General features: G+C 37.6%; 24 protein-coding genes. 9 read left to right on the top strand and 15 right to left on the bottom strand.

Annotated features, from left to right (window positions below):
• Positions 1-160 precede the first annotated feature (160 nt).
• Positions 161-880, top strand: coding sequence for an acid phosphatase AphA (gene aphA, locus C9J46_RS15110; protein ID WP_107246109.1), 720 nt, complete (start codon positions 161-163; stop codon positions 878-880).
• A 43-nt stretch (positions 881-923) separates the two neighbouring features.
• Here aphA and C9J46_RS15105 read toward each other — a convergent pair whose 3' ends face one another.
• Entirely contained in the window at positions 924-1,256 is a 333-nt protein-coding gene (locus tag C9J46_RS15105) for a DUF3392 domain-containing protein (RefSeq protein ID WP_107207589.1), read from the bottom strand.
• Positions 1,257-1,512: 256 nt separating this feature from the next.
• On the opposite strand from C9J46_RS15105, the gene arfB reads away from it, so the two are divergent.
• The 3 genes from arfB to C9J46_RS15090 all read left to right on the top strand — a co-directional run bounded on the left by arfB (position 1,513) and on the right by C9J46_RS15090 (position 3,484).
• Positions 1,513-1,926 carry an alternative ribosome rescue aminoacyl-tRNA hydrolase ArfB gene (gene arfB, locus C9J46_RS15100; protein ID WP_107207590.1) on the top strand — a complete coding sequence of 138 codons (414 nt, stop codon included), beginning with the start codon at positions 1,513-1,515 and terminating at the stop codon, positions 1,924-1,926.
• Between the two features lie 130 nt (positions 1,927-2,056).
• Positions 2,057-2,506 (top strand): hypothetical protein, encoded by a 450-nt coding sequence (locus C9J46_RS15095; protein ID WP_107246107.1) that lies wholly within the window; start codon positions 2,057-2,059, stop codon positions 2,504-2,506.
• A 90-nt stretch (positions 2,507-2,596) separates the two neighbouring features.
• Positions 2,597-3,484 (top strand): aspartoacylase, encoded by an 888-nt coding sequence (locus C9J46_RS15090; RefSeq protein ID WP_107261099.1) that lies wholly within the window; start codon positions 2,597-2,599, stop codon positions 3,482-3,484.
• Positions 3,485-3,571: 87 nt separating this feature from the next.
• Here the strand turns inward: C9J46_RS15090 and C9J46_RS15085 are convergent, their stop codons facing one another.
• The 4 genes from C9J46_RS15085 to C9J46_RS15070 all read right to left on the bottom strand — a co-directional run bounded on the left by C9J46_RS15085 (position 3,572) and on the right by C9J46_RS15070 (position 7,245).
• Complete coding sequence (locus C9J46_RS15085; protein WP_107261097.1) at positions 3,572-4,324, bottom strand: ABC transporter ATP-binding protein; 753 nt, start codon at positions 4,322-4,324, stop codon at positions 3,572-3,574.
• Position 4,325: 1 nt separating this feature from the next.
• Positions 4,326-5,369, bottom strand: a complete 1,044-nt coding sequence (locus C9J46_RS15080; RefSeq protein ID WP_107261095.1) for an iron ABC transporter permease — start codon at positions 5,367-5,369, stop codon at positions 4,326-4,328.
• Positions 5,366-6,523, bottom strand: a complete 1,158-nt coding sequence (locus C9J46_RS15075) for an ABC transporter substrate-binding protein (RefSeq protein WP_107261093.1) — start codon at positions 6,521-6,523, stop codon at positions 5,366-5,368. Before C9J46_RS15075 ends, C9J46_RS15080 begins: the two co-directional genes overlap by 4 nt.
• A 251-nt stretch (positions 6,524-6,774) precedes the next feature.
• A complete protein-coding gene (locus C9J46_RS15070; RefSeq protein WP_107207596.1) occupies positions 6,775-7,245 on the bottom strand; it encodes a hypothetical protein in 471 nt (156 codons plus the stop codon).
• Between the two features lie 369 nt (positions 7,246-7,614).
• Between C9J46_RS15070 and C9J46_RS15065 the strand changes: the two genes are divergently transcribed.
• Positions 7,615-8,214 carry a nuclease-related domain-containing protein gene (locus C9J46_RS15065; protein ID WP_107207597.1) on the top strand — a complete coding sequence of 200 codons (600 nt, stop codon included), beginning with the start codon at positions 7,615-7,617 and terminating at the stop codon, positions 8,212-8,214.
• A gap of 292 nt (positions 8,215-8,506) precedes the next feature.
• A complete protein-coding gene (locus C9J46_RS15060) occupies positions 8,507-9,619 on the top strand; it encodes an NADH:flavin oxidoreductase (RefSeq protein WP_107261091.1) in 1,113 nt (370 codons plus the stop codon).
• A gap of 51 nt (positions 9,620-9,670) precedes the next feature.
• On the opposite strand, the gene C9J46_RS15055 is transcribed toward C9J46_RS15060, so the two are convergent.
• From C9J46_RS15055 to C9J46_RS15035, 5 genes are all read right to left on the bottom strand, one after another.
• A complete protein-coding gene (locus C9J46_RS15055) occupies positions 9,671-10,873 on the bottom strand; it encodes an EAL domain-containing protein (protein WP_107207599.1) in 1,203 nt (400 codons plus the stop codon).
• A 1-nt stretch (position 10,874) separates the two neighbouring features.
• Entirely contained in the window at positions 10,875-14,804 is a 3,930-nt protein-coding gene (locus tag C9J46_RS15050; RefSeq protein ID WP_107207600.1) for a transporter substrate-binding domain-containing protein, read from the bottom strand.
• Between the two features lie 20 nt (positions 14,805-14,824).
• Positions 14,825-16,426, bottom strand: a complete 1,602-nt coding sequence (locus C9J46_RS15045) for a response regulator (protein WP_107207601.1) — start codon at positions 16,424-16,426, stop codon at positions 14,825-14,827.
• A gap of 289 nt (positions 16,427-16,715) precedes the next feature.
• Complete coding sequence (locus C9J46_RS15040; RefSeq protein WP_107246094.1) at positions 16,716-18,569, bottom strand: ABC transporter ATP-binding protein; 1,854 nt, start codon at positions 18,567-18,569, stop codon at positions 16,716-16,718.
• Positions 18,570-18,879: 310 nt separating this feature from the next.
• On the bottom strand, positions 18,880-20,310 hold the full coding sequence (locus C9J46_RS15035) for a sodium-dependent transporter (RefSeq protein ID WP_107207603.1): 1,431 nt from the start codon (positions 20,308-20,310) through the stop codon (positions 18,880-18,882).
• A 514-nt stretch (positions 20,311-20,824) separates the two neighbouring features.
• Between C9J46_RS15035 and C9J46_RS15030 the strand changes: the two genes are divergently transcribed.
• Positions 20,825-21,511, top strand: coding sequence for a DNA alkylation repair protein (locus C9J46_RS15030; protein ID WP_107207604.1), 687 nt, complete (start codon positions 20,825-20,827; stop codon positions 21,509-21,511).
• A gap of 84 nt (positions 21,512-21,595) precedes the next feature.
• Here the strand turns inward: C9J46_RS15030 and C9J46_RS15025 are convergent, their stop codons facing one another.
• Together C9J46_RS15025 and C9J46_RS15020 are read right to left on the bottom strand one after the other, a co-directional pair.
• Positions 21,596-22,090, bottom strand: coding sequence for a peptidylprolyl isomerase (locus tag C9J46_RS15025; RefSeq protein WP_107291132.1), 495 nt, complete (start codon positions 22,088-22,090; stop codon positions 21,596-21,598).
• Between the two features lie 80 nt (positions 22,091-22,170).
• Positions 22,171-23,016: a patatin family protein gene (locus tag C9J46_RS15020; protein WP_107207606.1), complete on the bottom strand. Its 846-nt coding sequence runs from the start codon at positions 23,014-23,016 to the stop codon at positions 22,171-22,173.
• A 179-nt stretch (positions 23,017-23,195) separates the two neighbouring features.
• Here C9J46_RS15020 and C9J46_RS15015 point away from each other — a divergent pair, with 179 nt between their 5' ends.
• Positions 23,196-23,855 carry a site-specific DNA-methyltransferase gene (locus C9J46_RS15015; RefSeq protein WP_107207607.1) on the top strand — a complete coding sequence of 220 codons (660 nt, stop codon included), beginning with the start codon at positions 23,196-23,198 and terminating at the stop codon, positions 23,853-23,855.
• 27 nt (positions 23,856-23,882) lie between these two features.
• Entirely contained in the window at positions 23,883-24,497 is a 615-nt protein-coding gene (locus C9J46_RS15010) for a cold shock and DUF1294 domain-containing protein (protein WP_107291131.1), read from the top strand.
• A 91-nt stretch (positions 24,498-24,588) separates the two neighbouring features.
• On the opposite strand, the gene C9J46_RS15005 is transcribed toward C9J46_RS15010, so the two are convergent.
• From C9J46_RS15005 to C9J46_RS21670, 3 genes are all read right to left on the bottom strand, one after another.
• On the bottom strand, positions 24,589-25,221 hold the full coding sequence (locus tag C9J46_RS15005) for a hypothetical protein (RefSeq protein ID WP_107207609.1): 633 nt from the start codon (positions 25,219-25,221) through the stop codon (positions 24,589-24,591).
• A 321-nt stretch (positions 25,222-25,542) separates the two neighbouring features.
• Positions 25,543-26,184 carry a hypothetical protein gene (locus tag C9J46_RS15000; RefSeq protein WP_107207610.1) on the bottom strand — a complete coding sequence of 214 codons (642 nt, stop codon included), beginning with the start codon at positions 26,182-26,184 and terminating at the stop codon, positions 25,543-25,545.
• Positions 26,185-26,389: 205 nt separating this feature from the next.
• Positions 26,390-26,548, bottom strand: coding sequence for a hypothetical protein (locus tag C9J46_RS21670; protein WP_199190640.1), 159 nt, complete (start codon positions 26,546-26,548; stop codon positions 26,390-26,392).
• Positions 26,549-26,611: the final 63 nt, after the last annotated feature.

Genomic DNA, 26,611 nt, shown 5'->3' with positions numbered 1-26,611 from the left:
TTAAATAAAAAATTCAATAGAAGAAAGTGAGTTAATTAAACTGTTATATAAAATATAGATCTTATTTTTCATTATTTGAAAATATCATTGTGATGTATTGCGCATAATTATGAATACTTTTGTTGTAAATTATTCATAACGAATGAACAGAGATCTTATTATGAAGAAAAAATTTACATTATTAGCCGTTAGCTCACTATTTGCTTTATCTACACTTTCTACAGCGGCTTTTGCGGATCCTAAAGTACCGGCGACTGATCCTGGTTATAGTACGATCCAAATAATGGAAATGGGGCAACCAAAAGACGTCCATTGGATCTCAGTTAAGCAAATTGCTGAAAAATTAAAAGGTAAGCCACCAATGGCTGTCGGCTTTGACATTGATGACACGGTATTATTCAGTACACCGGGTTTCTATCGTGGTAAGCAGGAGTTTTCTCCAAATAGTTTTTCATACCTGCATGAGCAGAAGTTCTGGGATAAAATGAACTGTGAGTGGGAGAAATTTAGTTTACCAAAGCAAATAGGTAAAGAGTTGATTGCTATGCACCAAAAACGTGGCGATCAAATTTACTTTATTACAGGTCGTACAGCGTCAAAATGTGAAATTACCACGCAATATTTAAAAGATGTATTTGGTATTAAAAATATGCATAAGGTGATATTTGCAGGATCAAGTAAAACAGAATTTACTAAAACGCCTTACATAAAAGAAAATAATATTAAGTTATATTATGGTGATTCTGACGGTGATATTATTTCAGCTCGCAAAGCGGGAGCAGAAGGCATTCGTATTATGCGAGCTGCCAACTCAAGTAACCGACCAATTGCTAAAAATGGTGTTTTCGGTGAAGAAGTCGTGACTAATTCACAGTACTAGTTGTTAATGAATTTAATAAAAGCGACCGTTATGGTCGCTTTTTTTATATATGTTTATTTCGTTGTGCCCAACAGCCAATAAAGATAAAAAAGATGCTTATAATACAAACTGACAAATAATTAGGAAGATTTAACAGCTCACGATATACCCAAGGTGATAAATTGATAATTAAAAAGCCATAACCGAAGGCATTGACGAGAATAAATACAATAGTCCTAATAATAAAATTGTAATGGGACAAATGCCTGCGTAAAAAACGATTAAAATCCCCACCGAAAACAACCAATGAACAAGCGACAATCGCGGTTGAAATATCATCTAACCAAGGACGAAGATCGTGTCCTAAATCAGATAAAAGACGAATAATGAGCTCCATGTAAGTATACTATTTCTGCTAAATAATGACGTTTGAGGGTAGTTGTGTTGATGATAAAAAACTAGTGTAGTAGTACAAACTTGCCAAGAAGATCACGGCATACAGAGATATACTTAACTGGCTTCTATTACAGTATTTAGATCCTTGTCGTGGCTCTGAGTACGAAGAAGGCATAACTATTTCTTTCCATATTGCTATATAACGATTTAACGCTCTCTATGGTAAAATTGACGTAAGAAATGCAGAGAGTAAATACATGTTAGTTATTTCAAATTCAGTCCAACTTGCCGATTGGGAAATAGAGCTTACCGCTATCCGAGCTCAAGGTGCTGGTGGTCAGAACGTCAACAAAGTGTCGAGTGCAATCCATTTGCGGTTTGATATCAATCGTTCATCCTTACCTGGCTTTTACAAAGAACGCCTTTTAAAACTATCTGATAGCCGTATCACAAAAGAGGGTGTCATTGTTATTAAAAGTCAACAACATCGTACTCAAGAGATGAACCGTGATGAAGCATTAGCACGTCTAAAAACACTTATTCAAAGTGTTATGACAACCCAGAAAGCGCGTAAAGCGACACGTCCGACGAAAAACTCACAGGTACGTCGTGTCGATAAGAAAACCCAGCGAGGGAAAACCAAAAACCTCAGAGGTAAAGTGAATTTTTAACCAATATTAATGTGACCTTTACGGCATAAGTTGCTGTAAAGAAGTGACATTGTGATACCTAACCGAATATCTTTGCTATCAATAGCTGTGTAAATTCTTTATTGCATTTATTTATTATTGGGTGGCAGGGATGTTCGAGAAAAAAACACTTCAACTTTTACAGTTGTTTTATCGTGAAACAGAGCGCGTACGTTTATTCACTTTAGACGATCTCCCGCCATTAGCTGTTGAACAGCAACAACAAATGAACCTATGGTTAGAAACCAAACGCAATTTTGAACACAATGAAATTGTGGAGCAGGTATGGTTAAAAACTTGTAGTGCAGGGTACATAACAGAGTTAAGGTTACATGATGATGGAACGCTTGATGAATACACGCTATTCAATCGTCTACACACCACTGGCTATTGGGAGCTAGTAGATGGAGCGATCGAAATAGAAATTAAAAAAGCAGAGAATACCTATCGCTTTACTGTCTTTGCTAACCGTCACGCTAATATCCATTCCGCCATCGAGTACAAAAATGGCGAGCTGCATTCGTATCTTAAATTAGCGCAAACACGACCTATTAAATTCTAATCTATAGCTTTTTGGTTGATAAAATAGACTGGTATCGATGTATATTATCAGTACACTGATAAAAAGGTTTGGATATTAGGAAGGTCAAGGATGAGTAAGATAAATAAAGTTGCAGTTGTTGGTGGTACTCACGGTAATGAATTTAGTGGTATTTACTTACTCAAAAAGTGGCAAAGTGATCCCCTGCAATTAGCGCGTGAGAGTTTTTCTGTCGACACTGTCTTTGCTAACCCAAAAGCATACGGTGAAAATAAGCGATATGTTGATCATGATTTGAATCGCCAATTTGGTATTGATGATCTCGTGAATAATGAGCTGACGAGTTATGAACAGACTCGCGCTAAAGCAATTAATCAGCAAATTGGACCAAAAGGAAAGGCAAATACTGATTTTATTATCGATTTGCATAATACCACCAGTAATATGGGACCTTCGTTAATCTTACTTCAGTCTGATCTATTTAATCGTCAGTTAGGGGCGTATGTTAAGTCTAAAATGCCAAAAGCAGTGGTGGTATTTGAAGATCATACCTCTGTTGATGAGCATTTATTTCTTTGCTCAATTGCCAAGCAAGGTGTGATCGTTGAAATAGGGCCGCAACCACAATCGGTTATCCGTCAGGATGTATTAGATTGGATGGAAGCGATGACAAAACATATTTTGGATTTTGTTCATTTAAATAACACTAATGAAGTGCCTGACTTACCTGCAAGTTATGACGCTTACCGTTATGAAGAAACCCTCAAGCTTCCAGTAGATGAACAAGGGGAGCGAATTGGTATGGTTCATCAATCTGTTCAAGATAATGATTTTGAACCACTGCGCTCAGGCGACCCTATTTTCACCTTGTTCGACGGTACAGAGATTTTCTGGGAAGGGGATTATGAAGCGTACCCTCACTTTATTAATGAAGCCGCTTATTATGATAATAATCTTGCGATGTCATTAGGTAAGAAAATCGTGGTATCAACAAACTAATATTTAGCCCATATCATAAGTCATCAAATACTTGCCCGTAACAGACGCACATTGTTCTGCTACGGGCTTTTTAGTTGTTATTATTATTTAATGCGTTTTTTTCAAGACTACAATAGGGGTGTGATCAACCATAATGATATGCGAATCAACATTAAATACAGCAGAGATAAGTTCACTCGTTACTGTTGTTTTAGGCGAGCCATAATCAAATAATTTGCCGTTATGTAGCACGGCAATATGGTCGGCATATTGAAGCGCTAAGTTAAGATCGTGGATCACCATAATCACGCATGCCCCTGTGCGCTTAGTATAAGATCGAACATAATTGAGCAATCGTAATTGGTTTTGCATATCAAGTGCTGAAGTTGGCTCATCTAACAGCAATACTTTAGGGGCGTTTATTAACGCTTGAGCAAGCCCTACCATTTGGCTTTCACCACCAGAGAGTGCAAAACATTGTTTATTAGCGAGATGTAAAATCCCCATATCTTTTAATAAGAATAACCCTTGCTCTGCACTTTCTTTTTTCGCGATCAAAGACGTTGAGTGGATGTTCATTGTCGTGATCAATAACTCGAGTACCGTAACGTTAGCGTGGATACGATGCTCTTGCGGTAAATAGCCTATATCCTTTAATGAAAGCGGTTGTTTAAGGTATCGAATTTGTTCAGGATATTGTTTAAGCAGCGCAGTCATTTGGCGCAAGAGTGTCGATTTACCTGCACCGTTTTTTCCTATCAAGGCTACCATTTCGCCGCAGTGAATAGTGGGCAATGTTAAGTCATTCAAGACCGACTGTTTACCAAATGTCACTGTGACATGATTGATATCAAGGCTCATGCTAGCGTCCCCCTTTTTTAATCACAAGAAAGATAAAGAAAGGGATCCCAACAATCGACATTACAACAGTAAGAGGCAAAATGATCCCAGGCATAATTGCTTTACTCGCAATAGAGGCTAACTCTAATAATACCGCTCCAACTAAGAATGATGCGGGCAAGAAGAAGCGTTGATCTTCACCTAAAACCATCCGTGCAATATGCGGAGCCACTAAACCTACAAATCCGACTGCGCCAACAAATGAAACCGAGATAGAAGTAATAATTGAAACTAACACTAAGGTCTTCATACGTAGACGCTTAACGTTAATTCCCATCGATTCTGCACGTTCTTGTCCCATTTTTAATGAAGATAATCGCCAAGCATCTTTCATCATAATGATTAATACAATGGGTAACAAAATCAGTAAGAAAACAATTTTTTCCCAGCTACCACGATCTAGCGATCCCATTTGCCAGAAGACTAATGTTTGCAATTGGGTTTCGCTGGCAATGTATTGCATCATGATCAGCAAACTATCGTATGCAAACATAACGGCAACACCAAATAACATTACACCTTCAATTGAAATACGCTTTATTGACGAAATACCCGCAATTAATAACGTCGTTAATAAACACATGATGAACGCCATAACAGCTATTTGATACTGTGCAGGGATAAAGGGCAGAGCAACAACATTGGTGATAACTAAAGACGCTCCGAACCCTGCCGCTGCTGAAACGCCAAAGGTATAAGGATCCGCTAGCGGGTTATGCAATGTTGTTTGCATTTGTGCACCCGCCAAGGCTAATGCTCCCCCAATAAAAGGAGCCATGAGTGACATTGGCATGCGTATATCCCACACAATGACTCGACTAGCGATAGCACTTTGGTTTGGTGAGAAAATCGCTTGGATCACTTGTGAATAAGAGAGACCTTGTGAGCCAATAAGCACATCAATAATGACAAATAACACACTTAATATGGCAAGGCTGATCAGTGCGATTCTTTTATTACGAGAACGAATATGGTGAGCTCTCAATTCAACTGTAATGCTATTCACTGATTCATTGCCTTGAAGTTATCTTGACCAAACTGACCACTCAGATGACGATGACCAAACTTAAGGTTCATCTCTTCAAATGTCTTTTCTGGCTGTAACGTTGAAAAAAGTGAAGGGTGTAACCATTTTGCAAAATACTCAATCGCCACTAAGTTATACGGCGAGTTGTAAAATGGCATATAAATCGAATAAACATTCTTTTGTTGATACGCTGTTAGTGCTTGTAGCCATGGTCGATTCATCAAATCGGTGGTCGCTTGTTTAATTGCAGCATGGTTAGGAGAGTAACCAAGAGGAATCCCACTTGTTGGCTGACCGTCATTGGTGATCCAACCGGTTGTTTGCATAATATAAACATCAGGCTGTGAGGTAATGACTGTCTCTGGTGACATCTGTCCAGTTTCAGAACCATCAAGTGGCGCTATCGCAATATTTTCAGCTTTAAGCATTGGGATGTAAGCGCCCATATTACCATTAGCAAAAGTACGGCAGCAGGAGTCACTGTAACCTGCAGCGCGTTCAATAAACACGCGCGGAGTCGGTGTGTTTGGGTGCTGTGCCAGTGTCTCTTTTATCACATTCAAGTGACTTGTATAGTATTTGGCGAATGCATCGCCTTGCTTTGAGCGGTTAACAGCATCAGCGAAAACCTGTACTGATTTCACTGTGTTTTTGAGTGGATTTTCACGGAAATCGACCGTTAATACTTTAATGCCAGCATCATTGAGTTTTTTCAATAAGCCTTTATCTTCAGCCAACTTAATATTTGATAGATCAACAATAAAAAGATCAGGTTTAGGTTTTAGATTAATAAACCGTTCAACATCAAATTCTCCAGACTTAATAAGACCAATAGTCGGAACATTTTTTAGTGAGGGGTATTGCTTAATATAGCTAGCATACATGCTTGGCGCTGAAACTCGCATATCATCTCTTGCCGCAACAAGGTGCTTTGCTGCTTCTTTTTGATAAATAATTTCTAGCAATGGAAAAATTCGACTGGTTGAAAGTGCAATGTTTTGAGGTTGATGATCAAAGGTAACTTGTCTACCCGCAACATCCGTTACTGTGATGGGATAGGTGCTTGCTAAAGCGATATTGGAAACTGTTAAGCCAACAGTTAGAGAAAGCAACGTTTTAATGGGCGTTTTCAAAATGGCTATCCTTAAAAAATTTTCGAAATAGTAATGATAATAATTATCGTTATAAATGTGTTTTATTGAGAGATAAGGATCCATTAATGAATGGTAATAAGATTTATTAACATTTACTGGTGTGTCAGTTTTAGATTAGTTGCAAGGGGAGAAGTGATCGTGAAACGTATCGGAGAGTAAGGATCCAAGAAAATGAATATTTGAGTATCACTAAATAGTACTTGGATCTCTTGTTGATATTAACGCTTTGATTACAGTGCGTTTACTGCTGCGGTAAAACCGTCAGCCGATAAGTTGAAACCTGCGATGTCAACGTAGTTTTTAGTTTGAAATAGGTCAAGAACTTGCGACATTTGTGCGCCATTATTACTGGCGTAAGCATAGGCCGTACAGGTGTTATTGCTTGGATCGAAGCTAGTAGATACACGTAATAAGGTTTGTTTAGCCACATTGTAATTACTTAGCGCTGAAACATATTTCCAACTTTTACATACACTTTGGTTAGTAGGCATATGGTCGATAAAGTCGATACGGGCGAGTTGATGTGAGCCGCTACTAAAGTGAAAAACATAGGTTTGATTGCCAAAATCAGTTTGAGTGATCAACTCATTTTTGGACGGGACAGCTTGGTAGGTATTATGTTGAGTGGTATCAGCAAAAGCATTAGAAATACTAAAAACAGAAAAAGTAAGTGCAACAAGTGAGGTAGAACGCTTAAACACTAATATAACTCCACGAAATTAGATTTTAATTAAAGCCTAATAACATGCCTTTTACGCATTCATAATGCAAATATTTTACTATGAAACAGCGGTATAATTAAATTCCATTTGTAGAAATAGAAGTAAAATTTAAACGATACTCAAATAGTTGTATTTCATGATTTGTATAATAGCTTTATATGTAACGCCATGTGTATTTTTCAATATAATTTCATGTGTATTAAAACGTTACATTTTTGACCTTTAAAAACAGTAAATATACTGCCATATTTTTGACTTAGTATTTTATCTCTAAAAACGTTAATTTTTTCACTTAAATAATGTTAGACAGAGGCGCAATCGTTCTTACTGGAATGGATAACCTAATTCATGGATATGACATCAATAATATTTAATGCTCTACAGCCTTTATGTTGGATTATTCCGGTTGTTTTTATTCTGTTTTTAGTAAATTCACCGTGGTTTAAAGGTCGTGCAGGTGAATTAATTGTTCATTACCGATTAAAACTTTTGCCAGCAAAACATTACAAAGTATTAACTAATGTAACCTTGCCTACTGAAAGTGGTACAACGCAAATTGATCATCTTGTTGTTTCTCAATACGGTATTTTTGTCGTGGAAACGATAAATATTAAAGGGTGGATTTTTGGTGGGACCTATCAGTCAGTATGGCAACAAGCATCGTTTAATCGCTCATCAGTATTTAAAAACCCGTTACATCAAAATGCTCAACATACTAAGACACTTCAATATTTATTGGGTGTTGATGAAACGGCATTTCATTCCGCAGTGGTTTTTGTTGGTGATTGTACTTTTAAAACCGAGATGCCTGATAATGTAGTCAAATCAGTAAGTGCAATGATGCATTATATCCATACATTTAAGGCACCGTTATTTACAGACCAGCAGTTACAGCAATGGGTTGCGAGTATTGAAAGGACATCATTTAACCCAGATCTTTGCAACTAACGGTTAAGTAAAAGTATTATGATGAGCTAAATTACTCGCAAGACTGCGCTCTATATACAGAGGGTATGTGGATATATTCCGTTTTTAAGCCAAATTATTACTTTTACGTGCTACAGAACTGCCTTTAACTTAATCCAGATTAAAGTTTTCACCTTCCTTTATCAGTACTATCCCCTCCATCTGTTCAAAGTTGACAGATATTAGAAAAAAGAACCGATACCTTGATCGTGTCGCTGTTCTTTTTGTTCTTCAATCTGATGATAAATCATAAAAAGATGTAAGAGGCTTCACCTTGAGTAATTTGTTTTCTACAACTCACATTGGTTCGATGACGTTAAAAAATCGCTTTGTACGCAGTGCAACGTGGGAAAATATGGCGACAGAAGAAGGTCATATGACAGATAAGCTTTATGCTATCTATGAAGAGCTTGCCAAAGGTGAGGTTGGTTTAATTGTCACGGGTTATGCCAATATTGTAGAAGAAGAAAAGCCGAATGCAGGCATGATGGGGATGTATAACGATTCTTTTATTGAAGAATATAAAAAGCTTACAGAGCTTGTACATCAATATGATTCAAAAATTGTCATGCAGTTAGCCTATGGTGGCACGAAAACAACCTATAATCTTGGCGAACGTGTTATTTTTGCACCTAGTGCCGTGTGTGAAAAAAGTACCCAAACATTGGGTAAAGCAATGACACAAAAAGAAATTGATTACATCGTTAATGCATTTGCCCAAGCAAGCTTACGTGCTCAACAATCGGGTTTTGATGGTGTAGAAATTCATGCGGCGCATACTTATTTAATAAATCAGTTTTTAAGCCCTTACTACAACCAACGTGAAGATCAGTACGGCGGTAGCCTTGAAAATCGTATGCGTTTCTTAATTGAAATTTACGATGCGATCAGAAAGTTAGTCGGTAAAGATTTCCCGATCCTAGTGAAATTAACCGCGACAGAATTTTTTGAAGGTGGATTAACTTTTGAAGAAACGCGTGTTATTTGTAAAAAACTGGAAGCGATTGGGGTTGATGCCATTATCATCTCAGGCAATATTCATGGCAAAGCCGATACTATGGTTGGTGAAGTGCATGATGGTTATGAGATTCAAGCGGAAGGTTACTTTAGCGAATATGGCCGTGTGATAAGTGAAGACGTTAAAGTGCCTGTTATGACTGTTGGTGGCTTAAGTAATTACTGTGCAATTGAAGCGCTTGCTGATAATACAAATATTGAATTGTTTGCGTTTTCACGTCCGCTACTGACGGAGCCACAACTGATCAAACGTTGGAAAGAGGGGAATCGGATCGATGTTGAGTGTGAAAGATGCTCAAAATGTCGAACTCGCCGTGGGAATTTTTGTGTGACCTCTAAAACGCGAAAAGCTGAAATTGCAGCATTGTAATTTTTAAGAGGGCATAAGAAGAGTTAGTGTTCAAAAACACTAACTCTTTTTTTATTCAGCGGGAGTAATAGCAAGTGAGGCGCTTTTTTGTTGCCACTGCTGATACCATTGCTCAATACTGTCATATGGCAAAGGGGGAGATATAAAATATCCCTGTGCTTGTTGACAGTGCATTTCCTGTAATTGCTTCCATAAAGCAAGGTTTTCAACGCCTTCAGCAATAGTGATTAAATCTAAGCGTTTAGTGAGTAGTAAGCATGATTCCACAATGGCTTGTGCCGTAATGCTTGTTGGTAATGCCTGAATAAAGCCAAGATCAAGTTTAAGGGAATTAAACGTTAATGTTTCTAACTGCTTAAGTGACGAATAGCCAGTACCAAAATCATCAATGGATAAAACAAACTCGTGCATACTCAAGCGTGATGCAGACTCAATGGCTTCACCGACTGATTCAAATATATCGGACTCTGTTAGTTCAAAATATAACCATTGATTTAAATCGTAATATTGTTCTTTTAATTTCAGTACGCAGTTGATGAAATGTGGATCAGCCAATGTTTTAGATGAAATATTTATCGCAATTTTTCGATTATGGAAATATGAACGATAACAAATTACGTAATGAATAATGTAAATTGCTAATTGCTTTTCTTTATTGTGCGCCATGATTTGATCAATAAACTGGTAAGCCGGAACCGTACCATATTCAGGATGCACTAAACGTATTAACGCTTCACAAGCAACCCATTCACCTGTTTCAAGCGATACGATAGGCTGAAAGTAAGGCACAAACCAGTATTGTTTAAAGGCGAGATCGATAAAGGCTTCATCCAATTTTATATCACAAGACGGTAGGCGTTCAGGTAATGCATTAGTTTGCTTTGCTGTTTCAATTAAAGCACTAATTTGCTTTAAACAGGTAGGTTTAGCCAATGTGCCTAATAAATTAAGTTTATAGTTAAGACACATTTTCTCAACACTGGCTAAGATATCTTGTTTCAAGGCGCTGGTGATTATAATAGCGCCCTTAAACTGCTGTTTTGCAATATGACCAAGAAAACTGATGCCATCCATTTCCGGCATATTTAAATCACACAACAATAACTGTGGTTGATATTGCTGCATAATTTTTAATGCTTCGGCACCGTTAACCGCGCAATGAATTTCATCATTAACAGGATCGATAATACGAGCTAACTGCGTTGTTAGCACTTGGCGCTGAAAATCATGATCTTCTATCAATAGTATGCGCATTTTAGTTACCTTTTAAATTATCGATTTGTTGAGTGAGTTGACCAACTAAAGCTATTAATGATTCATAATGGTGCTGTAAAGTCTCTATTCTATGCTGTTGAATATCCTTTTCCACATCGATGCAAAGTGCATCAAGCTGGTGGAACGTCATGACGCGAGCTGCACCTTTAATTCGATGAATAATTAAGCCTACTAATTCAATATTATTTTCGTTAATAGCCATATTCAATTCATGCTGGTCTTTAATACATGATGCAAGATACTGATCGAGCAATGTATAGGCTGTTTCACTATCACCGAAGATATCAATAAGCTCGTTAATATTAACTAAATCCGTTGTGCTTTCACTATCCGTTAACGTATTAGGCACGAGGTGCTCATATGTTGACGTGACATTGTCACAATTTCTACTCGGTAGCCATTGGTTTAATACGGTATTTAATTCATCTAATGTTATTGGCTTAATTAAATACGCATCAAATCCAATCTCTTTAAAAAATTGTTCGTTAGATAGCGCATCTGCTGTTAACGCCAATACAGGAAGAGGCTTAGCAGCTTTTATCTGTTCTTGTTTACGAATGGCTTTAACCAGCTCAAAACCATCAAGCTCTGGCATATGGCAATCTGTTAGTAATAGATCATATGAATTCTTGCTTAATGCATCTAGTGCTTTTTGACCGTTATCTACAATATCAACGGCATAGTTAAGTTGCTCTAGTTGTTGTTTAAGGATCTGCTGGTTAATAGGGTGATCTTCTGCAACCAGAATGTAACGCCCTTTTGCAACAGCCTGCTCATAGGTGTATACACGCTTTTCTGTGGTGGTTATATCAGGGAATAGGGTATTTTTACAGGTCTGTTTTGCTAGCGCTTGATAGAACAGATTCGGCAATAATGGATTACAAGAAATGATATAACCTTCCGAGGTGCTTTGAGTGAAAAAATGGCTCGGAGAGCTAATTGTAATAACGTTTATTGACGGTAAATTAGCCTTAAACCATGCTGCATCAATATTGTGATCAGTAAGCCATGTGTCTTTCACGATAATCGTATTGATTTTATTCGTTAGAATGAATGCTGGTAATTTAGCTTTATTTGCAATTGCAATTTTTGTGTATGAGCAATGCCATGATTGTAAATATAACTCTAAAAACTGCTCGTCAATATCGCCCAAAAAGCCACAATGTTTATGTAACGGCTTGACAGATTTCTTTTCAACAACAGTGAAGGGGATCGTAACACTAAATGTAGTGCCAACATTAATGTCACTTTTCGCTACAATTTCACCCCCCATTAGTTGGGCTAATTGGTGGCAAATGGATAAACCTAGCCCTGTACCACTAAAGCGACGGTTACTGTTTTGCTCAACTTGAACAAATGGTTGAAATAAACGCTCTAAATCTTTAGGTTTAATACCAATCCCCGTATCAGTGATAGAGAATGTCAGCTTTTGTTCTGATGCTGATTCTTGGATCATATCAACAGCCAGATGAATGTTTCCTTGCACGGTAAACTTAATCGCATTGTTAATAAGATTATTAAGAATTTGCGTTAAACGTACTTCATCAAACAGCAAACAGTGTGCGATGGAAGGATCGAGCCACAAGGTGAATGTAATTTCTTTTTGCTGTGCATGAATAGAGTGGGGCTGTACTAATTCATGAATAAGATCCGAAATATTATTTTCACTTGGGTTAATACTGAGCTTACCAGCTTCAATTTTCGAAAAATCTAATACATCATTGACAATGTTGAGCAAGTTACGCCCTGATTGTGACAAATTATGATGAATTTGGCGTAATTCATTAGTTTTCGCATGTGGTTCCATTAGCTCTAATAAACTTAGAATTCCGCTGATTGGCGTGCGGATCTCGTGGCTCATCATGGCCAAGAAGCGTGATTTAGATTCAGTCGCAGCCAGTGATTTCTCGTTAGCTTCCATTAGTGCTACTTGTTGTTCTTTGGTTTGCGAAATATCTAGAATAATAGTATTCCACTGCCAACCGTTTTCAACTTCCGATATTTGGCAACGTAGTTCTATCCAGCGCGGTTTAAGCGTGTTGGAATGAATTTGTAAATTAGTACTCCAATAGCCAATAGAAACTGCCTGTTGCATTGTTAAATAAAGAGATTCGAAGTCTTCACGCTGTTTCAAAATATCAATTAATAAAGCCGGATCTTCGTATAGTTTAGATGCATCACAATCAATGAATAGATTGATTTTTTCGCTAATGAATAAAAATTCAATATCAAATGGGTTTGCACTGTATTGTAAGTGTTGAATCAAAACACCATCAAAATTATTCGTTAGATAAGTTAGCTTTTGTTCGGCATTTTTCCGTTGTGTGATCTCTCGACTTAAACGACGATTCCAATAGATAATTACAGTAATAATACTAAAAATTACTGTTGTAACTATGATCGCCCAGCCAATGATTTGGCTGTAATTAACGTCAGATTTTATGGTTATAGAATGCCACTTTCTAAAACTATTCGTTAGATCTTCTGGTGGCAATGTCATTATCACTTTATTAATGATATTTCTTAGCTGAAGATTGTTATTATCTACTGCAAAATTAATTGAACGTTGGTGGTTATCCAACTTGCTAGGGACAATTTTTAATTGGCCAAGGTATTCATTTTGTAACAACACATGCGCTTGGCTAAGTGAAATAACAGCATAATCGATTTGATCATTAATCAATGCAGCAAGCATGTCATTTCTTGAATCAAAACTAATAGTTTTATTATCTGGGTATAAGTTTAAAGCAAGGTTTTTAACAAAACTTGATTTAATAACACCAATACTATTTTTAGGTGTAATTCCGTAGCTATTTCGTTTTGAAATTTTATTGACAATAACCCAGCCTTCTTGCCCATAAGGCATGCTAAAAAGCAGTTCTTTTTTCCGTAATGATGACGTGGCAACGGCGCTAAGAATATGTATATCCCCTTGTGCAAGCAACGCTTTAGCTTGGGAGTAGTCATTAATATGGATAAACTCATAATTAATACCGAGCCCTGAACTCATTTTTTGAGCGATATCTTCAACTTGCAGATATAGAATATCTTCATCTTTTAGACGATTATCATCAAATTGGTAACCAATTTTTAGCGTAGCTAAAGACTCAAGAAAATGACTTTCATCGCCAGTAAGTTTAATCTTACTCGGATCCTTGAGTAGAGCAATTTGATTACTTGTCAGCCATTTATTGTGAAGCCAATTTATTTCTGTTTTAGATAGGGCAACGATAGTGCTATTGAGTTGTTTGATAATGGCACTATTTTTTATTGAACTTGCAAGATGCAACTGCTCTAAAGGTAATTGTTCAAGTATTGTTACTTCAAATGGGATCGATGGATCATTGCTTTTCAGTAGCTTATTTAAAAGAATTGAATTGCCGATGTAAGCGTCAGCCACGCCTCTTTTAACAGAATTGAGAGCGGTTTTTGAATCAGTCATTGAAATCGTGGTAATACTTTCGTTAACTTGAGGTAATAAACCACTAAGAACACTGTTCTCTTCAATGGCGATTATCTTGTCATCAAAATTTAAGAGAATATTAGAAGACGAATAGCTAAGCATTGCGTAAGGAAAAGCCAATAGAGGCTCACTAAATGCAAAAAACTTTTCTCTTTCTGCACTGTTGCTTACCCCTATGGCAACATCAAGCTCATCGCGTGCTAATGCTGTTAGAATTTCAGTCGGCGTATCATAAACAATATTTTCAATAGTGTACCCAGCGTTATGGCTGATAATTGACATATAGTCAGGTAATAGCCCTACGACTTCTTGCTTTTTATTGAGTGAGGATAACGGTGACCAATCTAATGAAAGGTATCCAACTTTTAATGTTGTTTTTTGAACATTGTCATCAGCCCAGGTTAATGAGCTAATAAATAAAATTATTAGTAAAGTAAAGTGACGCATGACTTAATTCTCATTAACGTTTAGTAAAGGCGCTGGTTGAGTACGGTATGTTTCGTTTTTAATGTTTTATACCATTCAGGTTTAATATCTTGTGACTCAAATACCCACCTTGCTTCGTTGACAGTATTTTTTTCACTAACATATAAATCTAGGTGTCCACGAGCAAATAGTTCCACTATGCAGCGTGCCAAAGTGATATCAAAACGGTACATCGGCCATAATGTAAAAAGTAACTGTCCAGCCGTCACAAATTGTTTTTGTTTTACCAACTGTAAGGTATAACTATACTCAGCACACTTGCTCTCATTAATTTTAGCCGTCTGCGCTTTTAGCCACATCTGCTTAATGACATTATGTGGTTCATTAGGTTGTAAATTGAAAATGTTGGTCAACTGCTTTACAAATTTAATTATATGAGTATGCATTGAAAGCTTAATGGCTGTACTTAGCGCAATAATAAGAAATTCGCTTGGTAATTCATTATATTCATGGTGCTCTACATAATTTAATGCATTCATAAATTCACGATACGCAATCAAATTAGAATCATTTTCAGCGGCCTGATATGCCTGTAATAAATAGATATAGGCGCGATCGTGCTTAGTGATCTTCTGCTGCTGATTAATAGAGCACCATAGTTTCTCTATCGACTGGTGCTTTTTGTTGTATTGTTGTAGCTGTACCCACACTAAAAATGCGTAGTTTTGAGGTTTATCCCAAATGGAAAAACGCAGTGAAAAACAGGCTTCTCTGATATGACGTTCGATCTCAGTGTCGTGTTGAAGACAAAACTCAATCCATATTAAACCAAACAAGCGGTAGAGATTATTACGGCTTACTTTATGCGCCGCTAACCAAAATTCATAGCCTATGCTTATACGGTTCTGTTTTAATGCAGAGCGAGCTTTAAGATCTAATAGTGTTAGGTGTTGTTGTGGGCTAGAAGAATTAATTGATGTAAGCAACGGAGTAAGCTGGTCAAATTTATTTTGCTCTAACCATAATTGCGCTAATAATAATTTAGCAGGCACATAGTCATTTTGTTGAAGTAAACTATTTAACATGACGTCAATATCGTTATAACTTGTCGTCACTTTATTTAGCAATAATCGTTTAGCCAAGGCTGTTACACTCGACCAATATTTATCACAATAAGAATAGTTTTCAATAAACTCTTGTACACCTAACCAACCCTTTGATTGGTAAGTGTTAAATACAGCATCTTCAAACTTATGCTTATTAAAATGGAGATTTATTCGCGTTGTCAGTGTTTCTAAACGAAAAGGCTTAATTAAATAGTCTGTAGGTTGGTATTCAGAAAATCCCATCAAAATTGATTCTGAATCATCTGCAGTAACAATAAAAATCAAAGGATGATGAGTGATCAATTGATTGTGGTGGAGGCGCTCAAGTAACTGAAGGCCTGTGCTGCCAAGACCTAAATTAAAATCAATAAAAATGATATCGAATACATTGCGTTGGCAAAGCTTTATTGCATCTTGTGCATTTGATGCAAAATAAATTCGTTGTGCTTCAAATTTCGCTTTCAACAGAATTAATTTAGTCGTTTGCTGAATAATTACACTGTCATCGACAATTAGAATTGATTGACTATTAACCATATAAGCTCAGAAAAGGAAAATGGATTTAAAATTTGTAAAGGGAGCGGGATGATAATAGCTAATTAAATAATCAACAAATATTCTTATGTAACAACGTGTAACTCAATTAAGCTTTTGTTTTTTGGTGAGTTATCTTCATGAGGAATGTTGTTGTTAGGCGTTTCAACGTGAATCAAGGGAAGAGTTGTATGAAAGGGGCAGTGCTATTGAATACGGATAATCTTATTATAAAAAAGAGGTCGCTAAGCGACCTCTTTTAACATCAATCACACATAGGCTAAGTTAATAGTTAACTTTCAGTGGCAAGGTGATGATTTTCTTCGCCAATGAAGCCACCAGTTTGATGTGCCCATAACTGAGCATAAATACCTTTCTGATTGATGAGCTCTTGGTGTGTACCTTGCTCAATAACCTGGCCTTTATCTAATACGATAAGACGATCCATCGCTGCAATAGTCGATAAACGGTGGGCAATCGCGATAACTGTTTTGCCTTCCATTAATTCAACCAAACTTTCCTGAATCGCCGCTTCCACTTCAGAATCCAACGCTGAGGTTGCTTCATCTAAGATTAAGATTGGCGCATTTTTCAGTAATACGCGGGAGATAGCAATACGCTGACGTTGTCCTCCTGAGAGTTTAACACCACGTTCACCCACCTGAGCATCGTAACCAATATTACCAAACGGGTCTGTCAATGTTTCGATGAACTCATGGGCATGTGCTTGTTTAGTTGCGGAAAGCAACTGCTCTTCACTGGCTTCAGGATCACCATAAAGAATGTTGTCTTTAATAGAGCGATGAAGCAAAGACGTATCTTGCGTTACCATGCCAATTTTACTGCGTAATGAATCTTGCGTAACTTTCGCAATGTCTTGCCCATCTATGCGAATATTGCCGCCTTCTAAATTATGAAAACGTAATAGCAAGTTAACTAAGGTTGATTTGCCTGCGCCAGATCGACCGACTAAGCCAACTTTTTCACCAGGTTTAATATTCAACGAGAGATGGTTGATAACATCTTTATTTTCGCCATAGTTAAAGCTTACGTTATCAAATTCAATGCCACCATTTTGCACAGCTAATGGCTTAGCGTTAGGCTCATCTTCAATTTCAACTGGCTTAGACAGCGTTTTCATACCGTCGACAACGGTACCCATATTTTCAAATAGCGCACCCACTTCCCACATGATCCACATCGACATGCCATTAATACGCAGCGCTAAACTAATCGCAATTGCAATCGAACCCACTTGAATTGCACTGTGCATCCACAGATAAATAGAAAGGACAGAAATAGAAAAAAGTAATAAGTAGTTAGCTAATTGAACGCAAATATCAAATCCGGTAACCAAGCGCATTTGATGATGAACCGTTGCAAGGAAGCCCTTCATCCCTTTTTCGGCATAATCGGTTTCATATTTACTGTGGGAGAACAGTTTGACTGTTGCAATATTGGTATAACTGTCAACAATTCGTCCTGTCATGGTCGAGCGGGCATCAGCTTGCTCTGCTGCGACCTTCTTTAGCTTAGGAATAAAGTGAATTTGAATACCAATATAAGCGATTAACCAAGCCAACATAGGTAACATCAATAGCCAATCCGCTTGAGCAAGGATCACTAACATCGAAGTAAAGTAAACAGAGACGTAAACGAAAACATCAGCCGTTTTCATTACAGTTTCTCTTACGGCAAGAGAAGTTTGCATGACTTTAGTTGCAATACGTCCTGCAAAGTCATCTTGGTAAAACGACAGGCTTTGTTTGAGCAGATAACGGTGAGCTTGCCAACGAATGGACATTGGGTAGTTACCCAGTAACGTTTGGTGTGATAGCAATGATGAGATCAAGACTAATAGTGGCATTACGATAAGCACGACCACGGATAACCAAATTAAGGTTGTCCCGTTTTCAGCTAAGAATGTTTTAGGATCACTTGCTGCTAGCCAATCGACTAACTTACCCATAAAACCAAATAGCACAACCTCAATAATTGCAACAATAGCACTAAGTAACGCCATGCAAGCTAACGGCTTTTCAAATCCACGAGTGTAATAGCGACAAAATGCAAAAATACCTTGGGGGGGTTGTGTGGGCTCTTGCTTTGGAAAAGCGTTCGTGAAACCTTCGAAGCGTTTGAACATAGTTCACCTAGTTAGTATTGGCATTTTGTTATTAGCTGTGTAGTCGCGCATTCATAAGAAAATGAGGAAAAATATGATTTATGATTGAGCTTATTACAGTAAAACCGTATGCATGGCAGTTAATTATTTAAACGCTCTCAGTGTACGAATTATTATGAAGGGTCTCAATACGAGAATACAAATTTATAAAAATATACAAGTATGGCCAGATTTCATTTGTAATAAATGTATACCGATAAGAAAAAAAAGGTTTGTCATTGTTAGTGACAAACCTTTCATTGTTATATTGTCATGATTGTAGCGAATAGATTTACAGCTTTTTAGAGAAAACCCCACACAGCGCAATAATCGCTAAACCTAATAACATGATGTCGCCTTTATCACTATCAAATCCAGCTTTCACACCTGAAATTGCAACAATAGCGATAGCCACTGGAATGATATATTTAATCAATACATACCAAAGGTTGAACAGTGGGAATGACACTTTTCCGTTATTGGTAATTTCTTTTTTTAGCTCACTTCGATCTAAACGCCAGCCCGCAAATAGACACACCAACATACCACCAACAGCAAGGAAGATTTTGTCAGTAAGTAAGTCAAAGACATCAAATGCACCAGTGTCGAATAGCTTAGGACCAAAGCCACCAATAGATAGCGAAGCAAGAATACAAAGTAGCGCCATCACAATACTTGCGCTGATCACCGCAGTCACACGGCTAAAACCTTTCTCGTCAATTAAGTAGGCAACGACCACTTCCAGTAATGACACTGACGAGGTTAATGCCGCCACACTTAAAGCAACGAAGAATAAAATTGCAAGTAAGAAGCCGATGCCACCCATTTCAGCAAACAATTGCGGAACAACGACAAATACCAAACCTGGCCCTGCAGAAGGTTCCATGCTGAACGCAAACATTGCAGGGAACATAGCGATACCGGCGAGTAATGCTACCCCCGTATCCATCGCCGTAACCATAGCGGTGGTTTGTACGATATTCTCTTTTCTGCGTAAGTAACTGCCGTATGTCAGCATACAGCCCATACCTAAACTTAGTGAGAAGAACGCCTGTCCCAGTGCAGCAAGCACAACAGAACTATCAATTTTTGAAAAATCAGGCTTGAATAAAAACTCTAAGCCCGCCATTGAGCCAGGTAAGGTAAGGCCTTTGATAGACACAATGATTAAGATAATGAAAAGCAGTGGCATTAACACTTTACCTGCTTTTTCTATACCACCTGAAACGCCTCGGATAACGACAAAAATATTAAATAAAAGGTAAAGTCCCATCCAGAAAAGCGGTTGTATAGGATCAGAAATAAAGCTACCAAAACTATCGTTAATAGCCGTTGGCGTACTTAATAATCCGGTTGAAATTTTATAGATATAAGCAATGGCCCAACCACCAACAACAGGGTAAAACCCCATGATAAGTAGGCCACTTAATACTCCCATGATGCCAACAAACGTCCAACGACGATCGGTGGTTTTAAATGCGCCAACGGCAGACAAACCTGTTTTACGTCCCACTGCAAATTCAGTTAGCATGACGCTAAAGCCAATGAAAATAACGAAAAACAAGTAAATAGCAACAAACGCGCCGCCACCATTGTCGCCAGCAGTATAAGGAAACTTCCAAATGTTTCCTAAACCAACAGCAGATCCTGCTGCGGCCATAACAAAGCCAATTCGTGAACTCCAGTTTCCACGATTAGCGGTTGGAGAAGTTGATGTGTCCATAAAACATCCTGTTAATGATTGTAGTGAGTCATAATTGTTATAAATATTTAGTCTTAAATATCCTTTTCACTATGAGAAATATGAAAATCTTTGACTATAAATCATAAAATAAAAAGTTATTTAAACTGATTGAGTTTACATAATTAACATATTTATCACGCATTGGCGGGGTTGAAAATCATTAATTGTAATGAATTAGTTAATTTCTGTAAAAAAGATAGAAGTGTTATTAGATGTTTACACTTTTTAGTTTTGCACGCTGCTCAATTAATCTGTATACAAAAAATGGAAGATTGTGCTGATAACTAGTTTGCTATTGATAACCTAAAATAAAACGGTTTCGAATCGCTTGGGATTATAAAGTGTTTTATAAATTGATTGTTTAGAGTGAATATGAAACAGTTAAGCGAACAGCGTTCCATTTGGTTCGTTTATATAATAAAAAGTCAGCCAATTGGCCATAATGTGTAGTGTCATAGCGTCATTACACAGTGCAAAAGGAAAGATTCGCCCAATGTCACTTGTTATACCTATGGTTATTTATATACAGCAGCACTTAGCCAAAGTTGCAGATAAAGCGGTTGCTGCCAATATGCAACAAACACTTAGGGTAAATCAGCCTTGCTATGGGGTTAATGCCGAGCAACGAAGTGAAATTTTTAAAGATGCGAGAGCACATACAAAAATTGATAATGCAGAAAATTATCGTCGCTTACTGCTTTGGCTATGGTCCGGTGTTTATCGTGAAGAGCGTTATTTAGCACTTGATGCTGGTGAGTATTACCATGCATTTAGAAATGAACATGCTTTTCATACTTATCAAGAAATGCTGGAAACTGTTGATGGGGTTGATATTGCTGATCGCTTAGTTGAGCAGTTAATCAGTCCTGTTGTGTTAGGGCATCGCGAATTTGAATCAAAACTAATTGAATGGCGAGAGTCTGATAATAAATGGTTGAAACGAGCGTCATTATTGGCGCATTGTCATCACAAACAGCATACCAATGTCGACTTACTGTGCGAGACAGTACTGCTATTAGCCGATGATAGTGATTATGAGGTGCAGCAAGCGATAGGGTTAGTGTTGCGAAATTACAGTGAAACCGATTTCCCTTTCGTTGATCATTTTCTTATATCGAATATTGGTATATTAACGCCGCAAGCTAGGCGAGAAGCAAGAAAACTTACATTAGGTTTGTAGCGATATTTAAGCCTTTACAGTTAACGATAAAGCCCGTATTACGCTAACTCGATCATAGCGAGTTAAACGTATACGGGCTTTTTACTATTCAATGATAGTGACTTTTTCAATCACAATCGGATCACGAGGGACATCGTCATGATCGCGAACAGATAATGTTTTTACTTTTGAAATTTTGTTTACTACGTCCATTCCAGCCGTTACTTCGCCAAAAACAGTGTATCCCCAGCCCGCATTTGTTGTTGCTGTGTGATCAAGAAAATCATTGTCAGCAACATTAATAAAAAACTCAGCCGTTGCTGAATGCGGGGCATCTGTTCTTGCCATTGCGATAGTACCTATCACATTTTTCAGACCACGGTTTGCTTCATTAACAATGGGCGCGCGGGTTGGTTTTTCTTTCATTTTCACAGTGTAACCACCACCTTGGATCATAAAGCCTTTGATCACTCGGTGAAAAATAGTGCCGTTGTAAAAACCGTCTTGGCAATATTTTAAGAAGTTCTTAACCGTAACAGGCGCTTTTTTCTTGTTCAGCTCAATCGTAATATCGCCAACATTGGTGGTAAAAATAATCATCTAAAACTAACCGTGGTGTAAATTGAATCGGGCAGTATACGTAATAGTGATGCTATTTGTAGTAAAAAAGTCATTAAATATCATGGCTTAAATTGAAGGTCATTATTGATCAGCCTTAATCCTGCTTCTCTACCTTGTTGATAACCTTGATCTAATTTACTGATATCTTTAGTTAATCTTTTGATCATAAACGTTTTATCAGGTGCAATGGCGGTGATTTTGCAATCCTTTGGCGGATTATGAATAAAATACAATGCCTTATTATAGCGAGACTCTTTGGTTAAAAACTCTTGCCCAAACACGGGATTTGTTCGGAATAAGCGACGTGTTAACCATGGCACTTGTCGATTTTTAGCAAACAAACCTTGAGCATGAGATAGAATAACTGTGATATCACGTGCGCCCTTATTGTAAGCCTCGATCACTGGGATAGGATCGGCAATACCGCCATCGCTCATTTCAATACCGTCAACTTGTGGAAATTGACGGTAAATGATCGGTAGGGCGCATGTTGCAGTCATCACTTCATTTAAGTTGTTACGTGTTACTTCAACGTAGTTAGGCTCACCCGTATCGACCACCGTTGTTGTGGCGTAAAGTGGGACATTACGATTCTCATATTTGTGTAGCTCTAAAGGAAGATGACTGATACTGGTGTTCCATAACCAATCAATATCAATTAAGTTACCACCTTTAACAAAACGTCTGTAATTAATGAACTCCTTACTGCGTGCGTATTCGGTAATAACTTTATAGTTACGTTGATAACTTTCACACAGATATCCCATGAGTACTACAGAGCCTGCTGATACGCCGATAGTAAAATCAAATGGGTTGTAACTACGTTCAATAAAAGCATCTAATACACCAGTGGCAAAAATGCCACGCATTGCCCCACCTTCGACAACCAAAGCGCGTTTACTCATCACTGTTCCTTATCCTTGGTGATTTAATTATTCCATATTGGAATTAGACGATATTACCTTTAAGAATATGCACACATTTAATTCTAGATCACATTTTTATGAGTTTTTTGTTATTTAACGTATTATGACGGACATTATTTTGCGTGTTTCTCCTCCCACATATTAGATTAGGTTTGTTGATGCAAATTTTCCAAAAAGATGCGATTGAGTGGTTAACAGCTTTGCCCGATCAAAGTATTGACTTGATGATCACCGATCCACCTTATGAGTCGCTTGAAAAACACCGCTCAGTGGGAACAACAACGCGATTAAAACAAAGTAAAGGATCGAGTAACCAATGGTTTGATATTTTCCCCAATGAACGATTTGAAAGTTTATTGACGCAAGCCTATCGCGTTTTAAAACCAAACAGTCATTTCTATTTGTTCTGTGATCAAGAAACAATGTTTCACATTAAACCGATTGCAGAGCAGGTGGGGTTTAAGTTTTGGAAACCCATCGTGTGGGATAAAGTCGCGATAGGGATGGGATACCATTATCGAGCACGTTATGAATTTATTTTGTTTTTCGAAAAAGGTAAGCGAAAACTGAATAACTTATCGATTCCAGATGTATTGGAATGTAAGCGTGTTTATCGTGGTTATCCGACAGAAAAGCCCGTCCCACTATTAGAGATATTAATAGAGCAAAGTAGTGTTGAAGGTGATGTTATTGCCGATCCGTTTTTTGGTTCAGGTTCAACATTAGTGGCGGCTGATAGGTTAGCGCGTCAAGCATGGGGTAGCGATATCTCTGATTCAGCCCATCAACATTTAAAACAACGTCTATCGTCGCGATAGACGACATTTTTTAAGCTAGGAACAAACATGGCCCAACAGGGAAAGATTATTAGCTGGAATCAACAAAAAGGTTTTGGATTTATTGCACCAGATAACGGCGAGCAAGATGTTTTTTTTCATGTCTCTGCCTTGCCGGATAAACAGTGTCGTCCTCGTATCAATGAGGCCGTAACATTTCGTATAAGTAAAGATAAAAAAGGGCGCATGTCAGCAACAACAGTGACATTGACCAAAGCACATTCAGGTTTAGATAAATACACCGCACCTTTTTCAAAGTCACAGTGGTTTAGTGTTATCTTTTTGGCTTTTGTTGCGATATCAGTGGCGCTTTTTAATACCCCTTATCAAGTACTGATTGGATATTTAGTATTAAGCGTTGTGACTTTTGCGGTGTATGCACATGATAAACGTGCGGCTGAGTTAGATAAATGGCGAACCAAAGAAGCAAGCTTGCATATATTAGCCTTAGTGGGGGGATGGCCTGGTGCGTTGTGGGCACAAAAGATATTGCGCCATAAATCTCAAAAACAGCCATTTAAAGCCATATTATGGGCAATGATCATACTTAACTGCGCGGCGTTTATTCTATCGTTTACCCCAGAAGGGGTGACGTTAATTAAACAAGTGTTGCAGCTAATTTAAAATAGAGCGTGATTCATTATAGTAATGAATAAGATTCTATTAATCGTCCAGCATAGACCAATGTATAATGACGTGCTGGGCGATCTTTCATTTATCGAATAACAGAAATGTCGCCATCTGCATCAGCAGACCAAGTAAAGTACTGGTTACCTTTACCTGAAATAATCGCGCTACCATTTGTGATATAAGGATGAACTTCATTGATATTGTATCGGTAAGTCAGTGGCGATGTAGATTCGGTAGACCAGTATGTAGTATCGTTGTCCGCAGTATTAACCAACATACCTTTAAATGTGATTTGATTACTATTATTCATCGCCATGATGTAATCATCATCAGTGTTTTTATCCAGAGATAATGAAATAATTTCGCCATTTGCAATCGCGTTGTGGGTGGTAAACTGCATCGCTTCAATGGTATGAATAACAACTCTGTCAGTTTGTTTTTCTACCTTGATACGGCCTTTTGTAACAGCAATATCAATATTTCCCTGAATTTCAGGAATATAACATTCATTAGAATTACCAACCGGTAGATTCTCAGCACAGTCCTTTGCTGCTTTTGCTACAACAGTTAAGGCATCTGCAGTTACGTCTGCATAGTTTTGTAAATCAGCATGGCTCAAGTTATCAACATCAATCCCGCCGTGATTTACAACTTCATCACCAACATTACAACCTAATAATGTTGTTGTTACTATTGCCGCTAAACATAGCTTCTTCATACAAGACCTTTTATCAATATATGTATAAATACTGTGAGAGAGGGTAGGTTGTTAATAAATTGAAAGCAATCATTCGCAGTGTTAATGACTTGGTTTTGACAAAGAGATGACAGTAATGGTTGTTTTCAAATAATTTTCATGACACTTGTCTAACAGAACTGCTCAGATATTAAATGATGTTAACTGAACCTAGAAAAGTAAAGGTTACTGCTTATTTCTGCTATCGTAGCTGGAAGAAATTTATTGTTTAATAAACAATTGGTTAAATGTAAAAAAACAGCACTAGATTATAGTGCTGGTTAATGAATGCTAGGCGTAACTCTATTGAGCGGTAATATCGCCATTACTATCAGCAGACCAATTAAATGTCTGGTTATCTTTACCAGTAATTACGGCATTACCGCTGATAAGGGATGGAAGCTTGATATTGGCATCATATTTAAGAGCTAGTCCAGTTGTTGATTCAGTAGACCAATATTTTGCATCGCTGTCAGCGGTATTAATGAGCATTCCCTTAAAGGTAACGTTATTTCCGCCAGGTAGCGTTTTAAGGGTCATGTTGTAATCTTTATCAAGGTTTTCACTGAAATTAAGTGAAATGACTTCACCGTTTGTCACTGCATTTGGAGAGGTAAACTCCATTGCTTTTGTTGTATGAACAATAACAGTTTGATTTTCCTGTTGTTCAACGTCAATTTGGCCTTTTGCTACAATAATGTTTGTCGTTGTATTGCTAGCGCTAAGGTCACATTGTTTTGTCTCGCCAACAGCCATTCCATTTGAACAATTATCAGCCGCTTGCGCGATGACTGCTAATGCATCGGCAGTTAACTCTGCGTAATCTTGTTTTTGGGTTTGAGATAAATTATTGATGTCGATACCGCCGTGTTCTACAACTTCGTCACCTGCGTTACAGCCAACAAGTACTGTAGCTACCATTGCTGCTAAACATAACTTCTTCATGTAAAACCCTTTTTCAATATATGAATAAATATTGCAGAAGATGTTAGATTGTTAATAAATTAAAAGCAATCATTTGCAGTGAGAATAACTTACTTTTTACAGGGTTATGACAAAAGTCGCTATTTTTGTGGTGTTATGTCAGGTAATTGTCAGCTTAGAGGGGGAGGTCGTTGGTATTTTTCTTAGTATTTACTAGATATTCTCTTTAAAGTGAGTGTAATGGCAAAGTCGCTTGGTAATTACGATACGACAGAATCGCTTGGTTATCACATCGCTTTTCATGCTCCGATAGCACCCCATTGTCGAGTAGACGACACTTGTTACCAAGTGCCGTCCCTCTAAGAACCGTACGTGCAACTTTCACTGCATACGGCTCAAGCCTCCACTAAGGCACCGATTGGCACCCAGCAACTTACAAAGCAGCGAG

The organism is Photobacterium sp. GB-36 (assembly GCF_003026135.1).
Classification (GTDB): Bacteria; Pseudomonadota; Gammaproteobacteria; order Enterobacterales; family Vibrionaceae; genus Photobacterium.
This window is presented reverse-complemented; position numbering and strand designations above follow the sequence as displayed.

What these genes read in the sequence shown, in the direction of transcription:
- aphA (WP_107246109.1), top strand. Translation starts at nt 161, where the DNA reads ATGAAGAAAAAATTTACATTATTAGCCGTTAGCTCACTATTTGCTTTA.
- C9J46_RS15105 (WP_107207589.1), bottom strand. Translation starts at nt 1,256, where the DNA reads ATGGAGCTCATTATTCGTCTTTTATCTGATTTAGGACACGATCTTCGT.
- arfB (WP_107207590.1), top strand. Translation starts at nt 1,513, where the DNA reads ATGTTAGTTATTTCAAATTCAGTCCAACTTGCCGATTGGGAAATAGAG.
- C9J46_RS15095 (WP_107246107.1), top strand. Translation starts at nt 2,057, where the DNA reads ATGTTCGAGAAAAAAACACTTCAACTTTTACAGTTGTTTTATCGTGAA.
- C9J46_RS15090 (WP_107261099.1), top strand. Translation starts at nt 2,597, where the DNA reads ATGAGTAAGATAAATAAAGTTGCAGTTGTTGGTGGTACTCACGGTAAT.
- C9J46_RS15085 (WP_107261097.1), bottom strand. Translation starts at nt 4,324, where the DNA reads ATGAGCCTTGATATCAATCATGTCACAGTGACATTTGGTAAACAGTCG.
- C9J46_RS15065 (WP_107207597.1), top strand. Translation starts at nt 7,615, where the DNA reads ATGGATATGACATCAATAATATTTAATGCTCTACAGCCTTTATGTTGG.
- C9J46_RS15055 (WP_107207599.1), bottom strand. Translation starts at nt 10,873, where the DNA reads ATGCGCATACTATTGATAGAAGATCATGATTTTCAGCGCCAAGTGCTA.
- C9J46_RS15050 (WP_107207600.1), bottom strand. Translation starts at nt 14,804, where the DNA reads ATGCGTCACTTTACTTTACTAATAATTTTATTTATTAGCTCATTAACC.
- C9J46_RS15045 (WP_107207601.1), bottom strand. Translation starts at nt 16,426, where the DNA reads ATGGTTAATAGTCAATCAATTCTAATTGTCGATGACAGTGTAATTATT.
- C9J46_RS15040 (WP_107246094.1), bottom strand. Translation starts at nt 18,569, where the DNA reads ATGTTCAAACGCTTCGAAGGTTTCACGAACGCTTTTCCAAAGCAAGAG.
- C9J46_RS15035 (WP_107207603.1), bottom strand. Translation starts at nt 20,310, where the DNA reads ATGGACACATCAACTTCTCCAACCGCTAATCGTGGAAACTGGAGTTCA.
- C9J46_RS15030 (WP_107207604.1), top strand. Translation starts at nt 20,825, where the DNA reads ATGTCACTTGTTATACCTATGGTTATTTATATACAGCAGCACTTAGCC.
- C9J46_RS15025 (WP_107291132.1), bottom strand. Translation starts at nt 22,090, where the DNA reads ATGATTATTTTTACCACCAATGTTGGCGATATTACGATTGAGCTGAAC.
- C9J46_RS15020 (WP_107207606.1), bottom strand. Translation starts at nt 23,016, where the DNA reads ATGAGTAAACGCGCTTTGGTTGTCGAAGGTGGGGCAATGCGTGGCATT.
- C9J46_RS15015 (WP_107207607.1), top strand. Translation starts at nt 23,196, where the DNA reads ATGCAAATTTTCCAAAAAGATGCGATTGAGTGGTTAACAGCTTTGCCC.
- C9J46_RS15010 (WP_107291131.1), top strand. Translation starts at nt 23,883, where the DNA reads ATGGCCCAACAGGGAAAGATTATTAGCTGGAATCAACAAAAAGGTTTT.
- C9J46_RS15005 (WP_107207609.1), bottom strand. Translation starts at nt 25,221, where the DNA reads ATGAAGAAGCTATGTTTAGCGGCAATAGTAACAACAACATTATTAGGT.
- C9J46_RS15000 (WP_107207610.1), bottom strand. Translation starts at nt 26,184, where the DNA reads ATGAAGAAGTTATGTTTAGCAGCAATGGTAGCTACAGTACTTGTTGGC.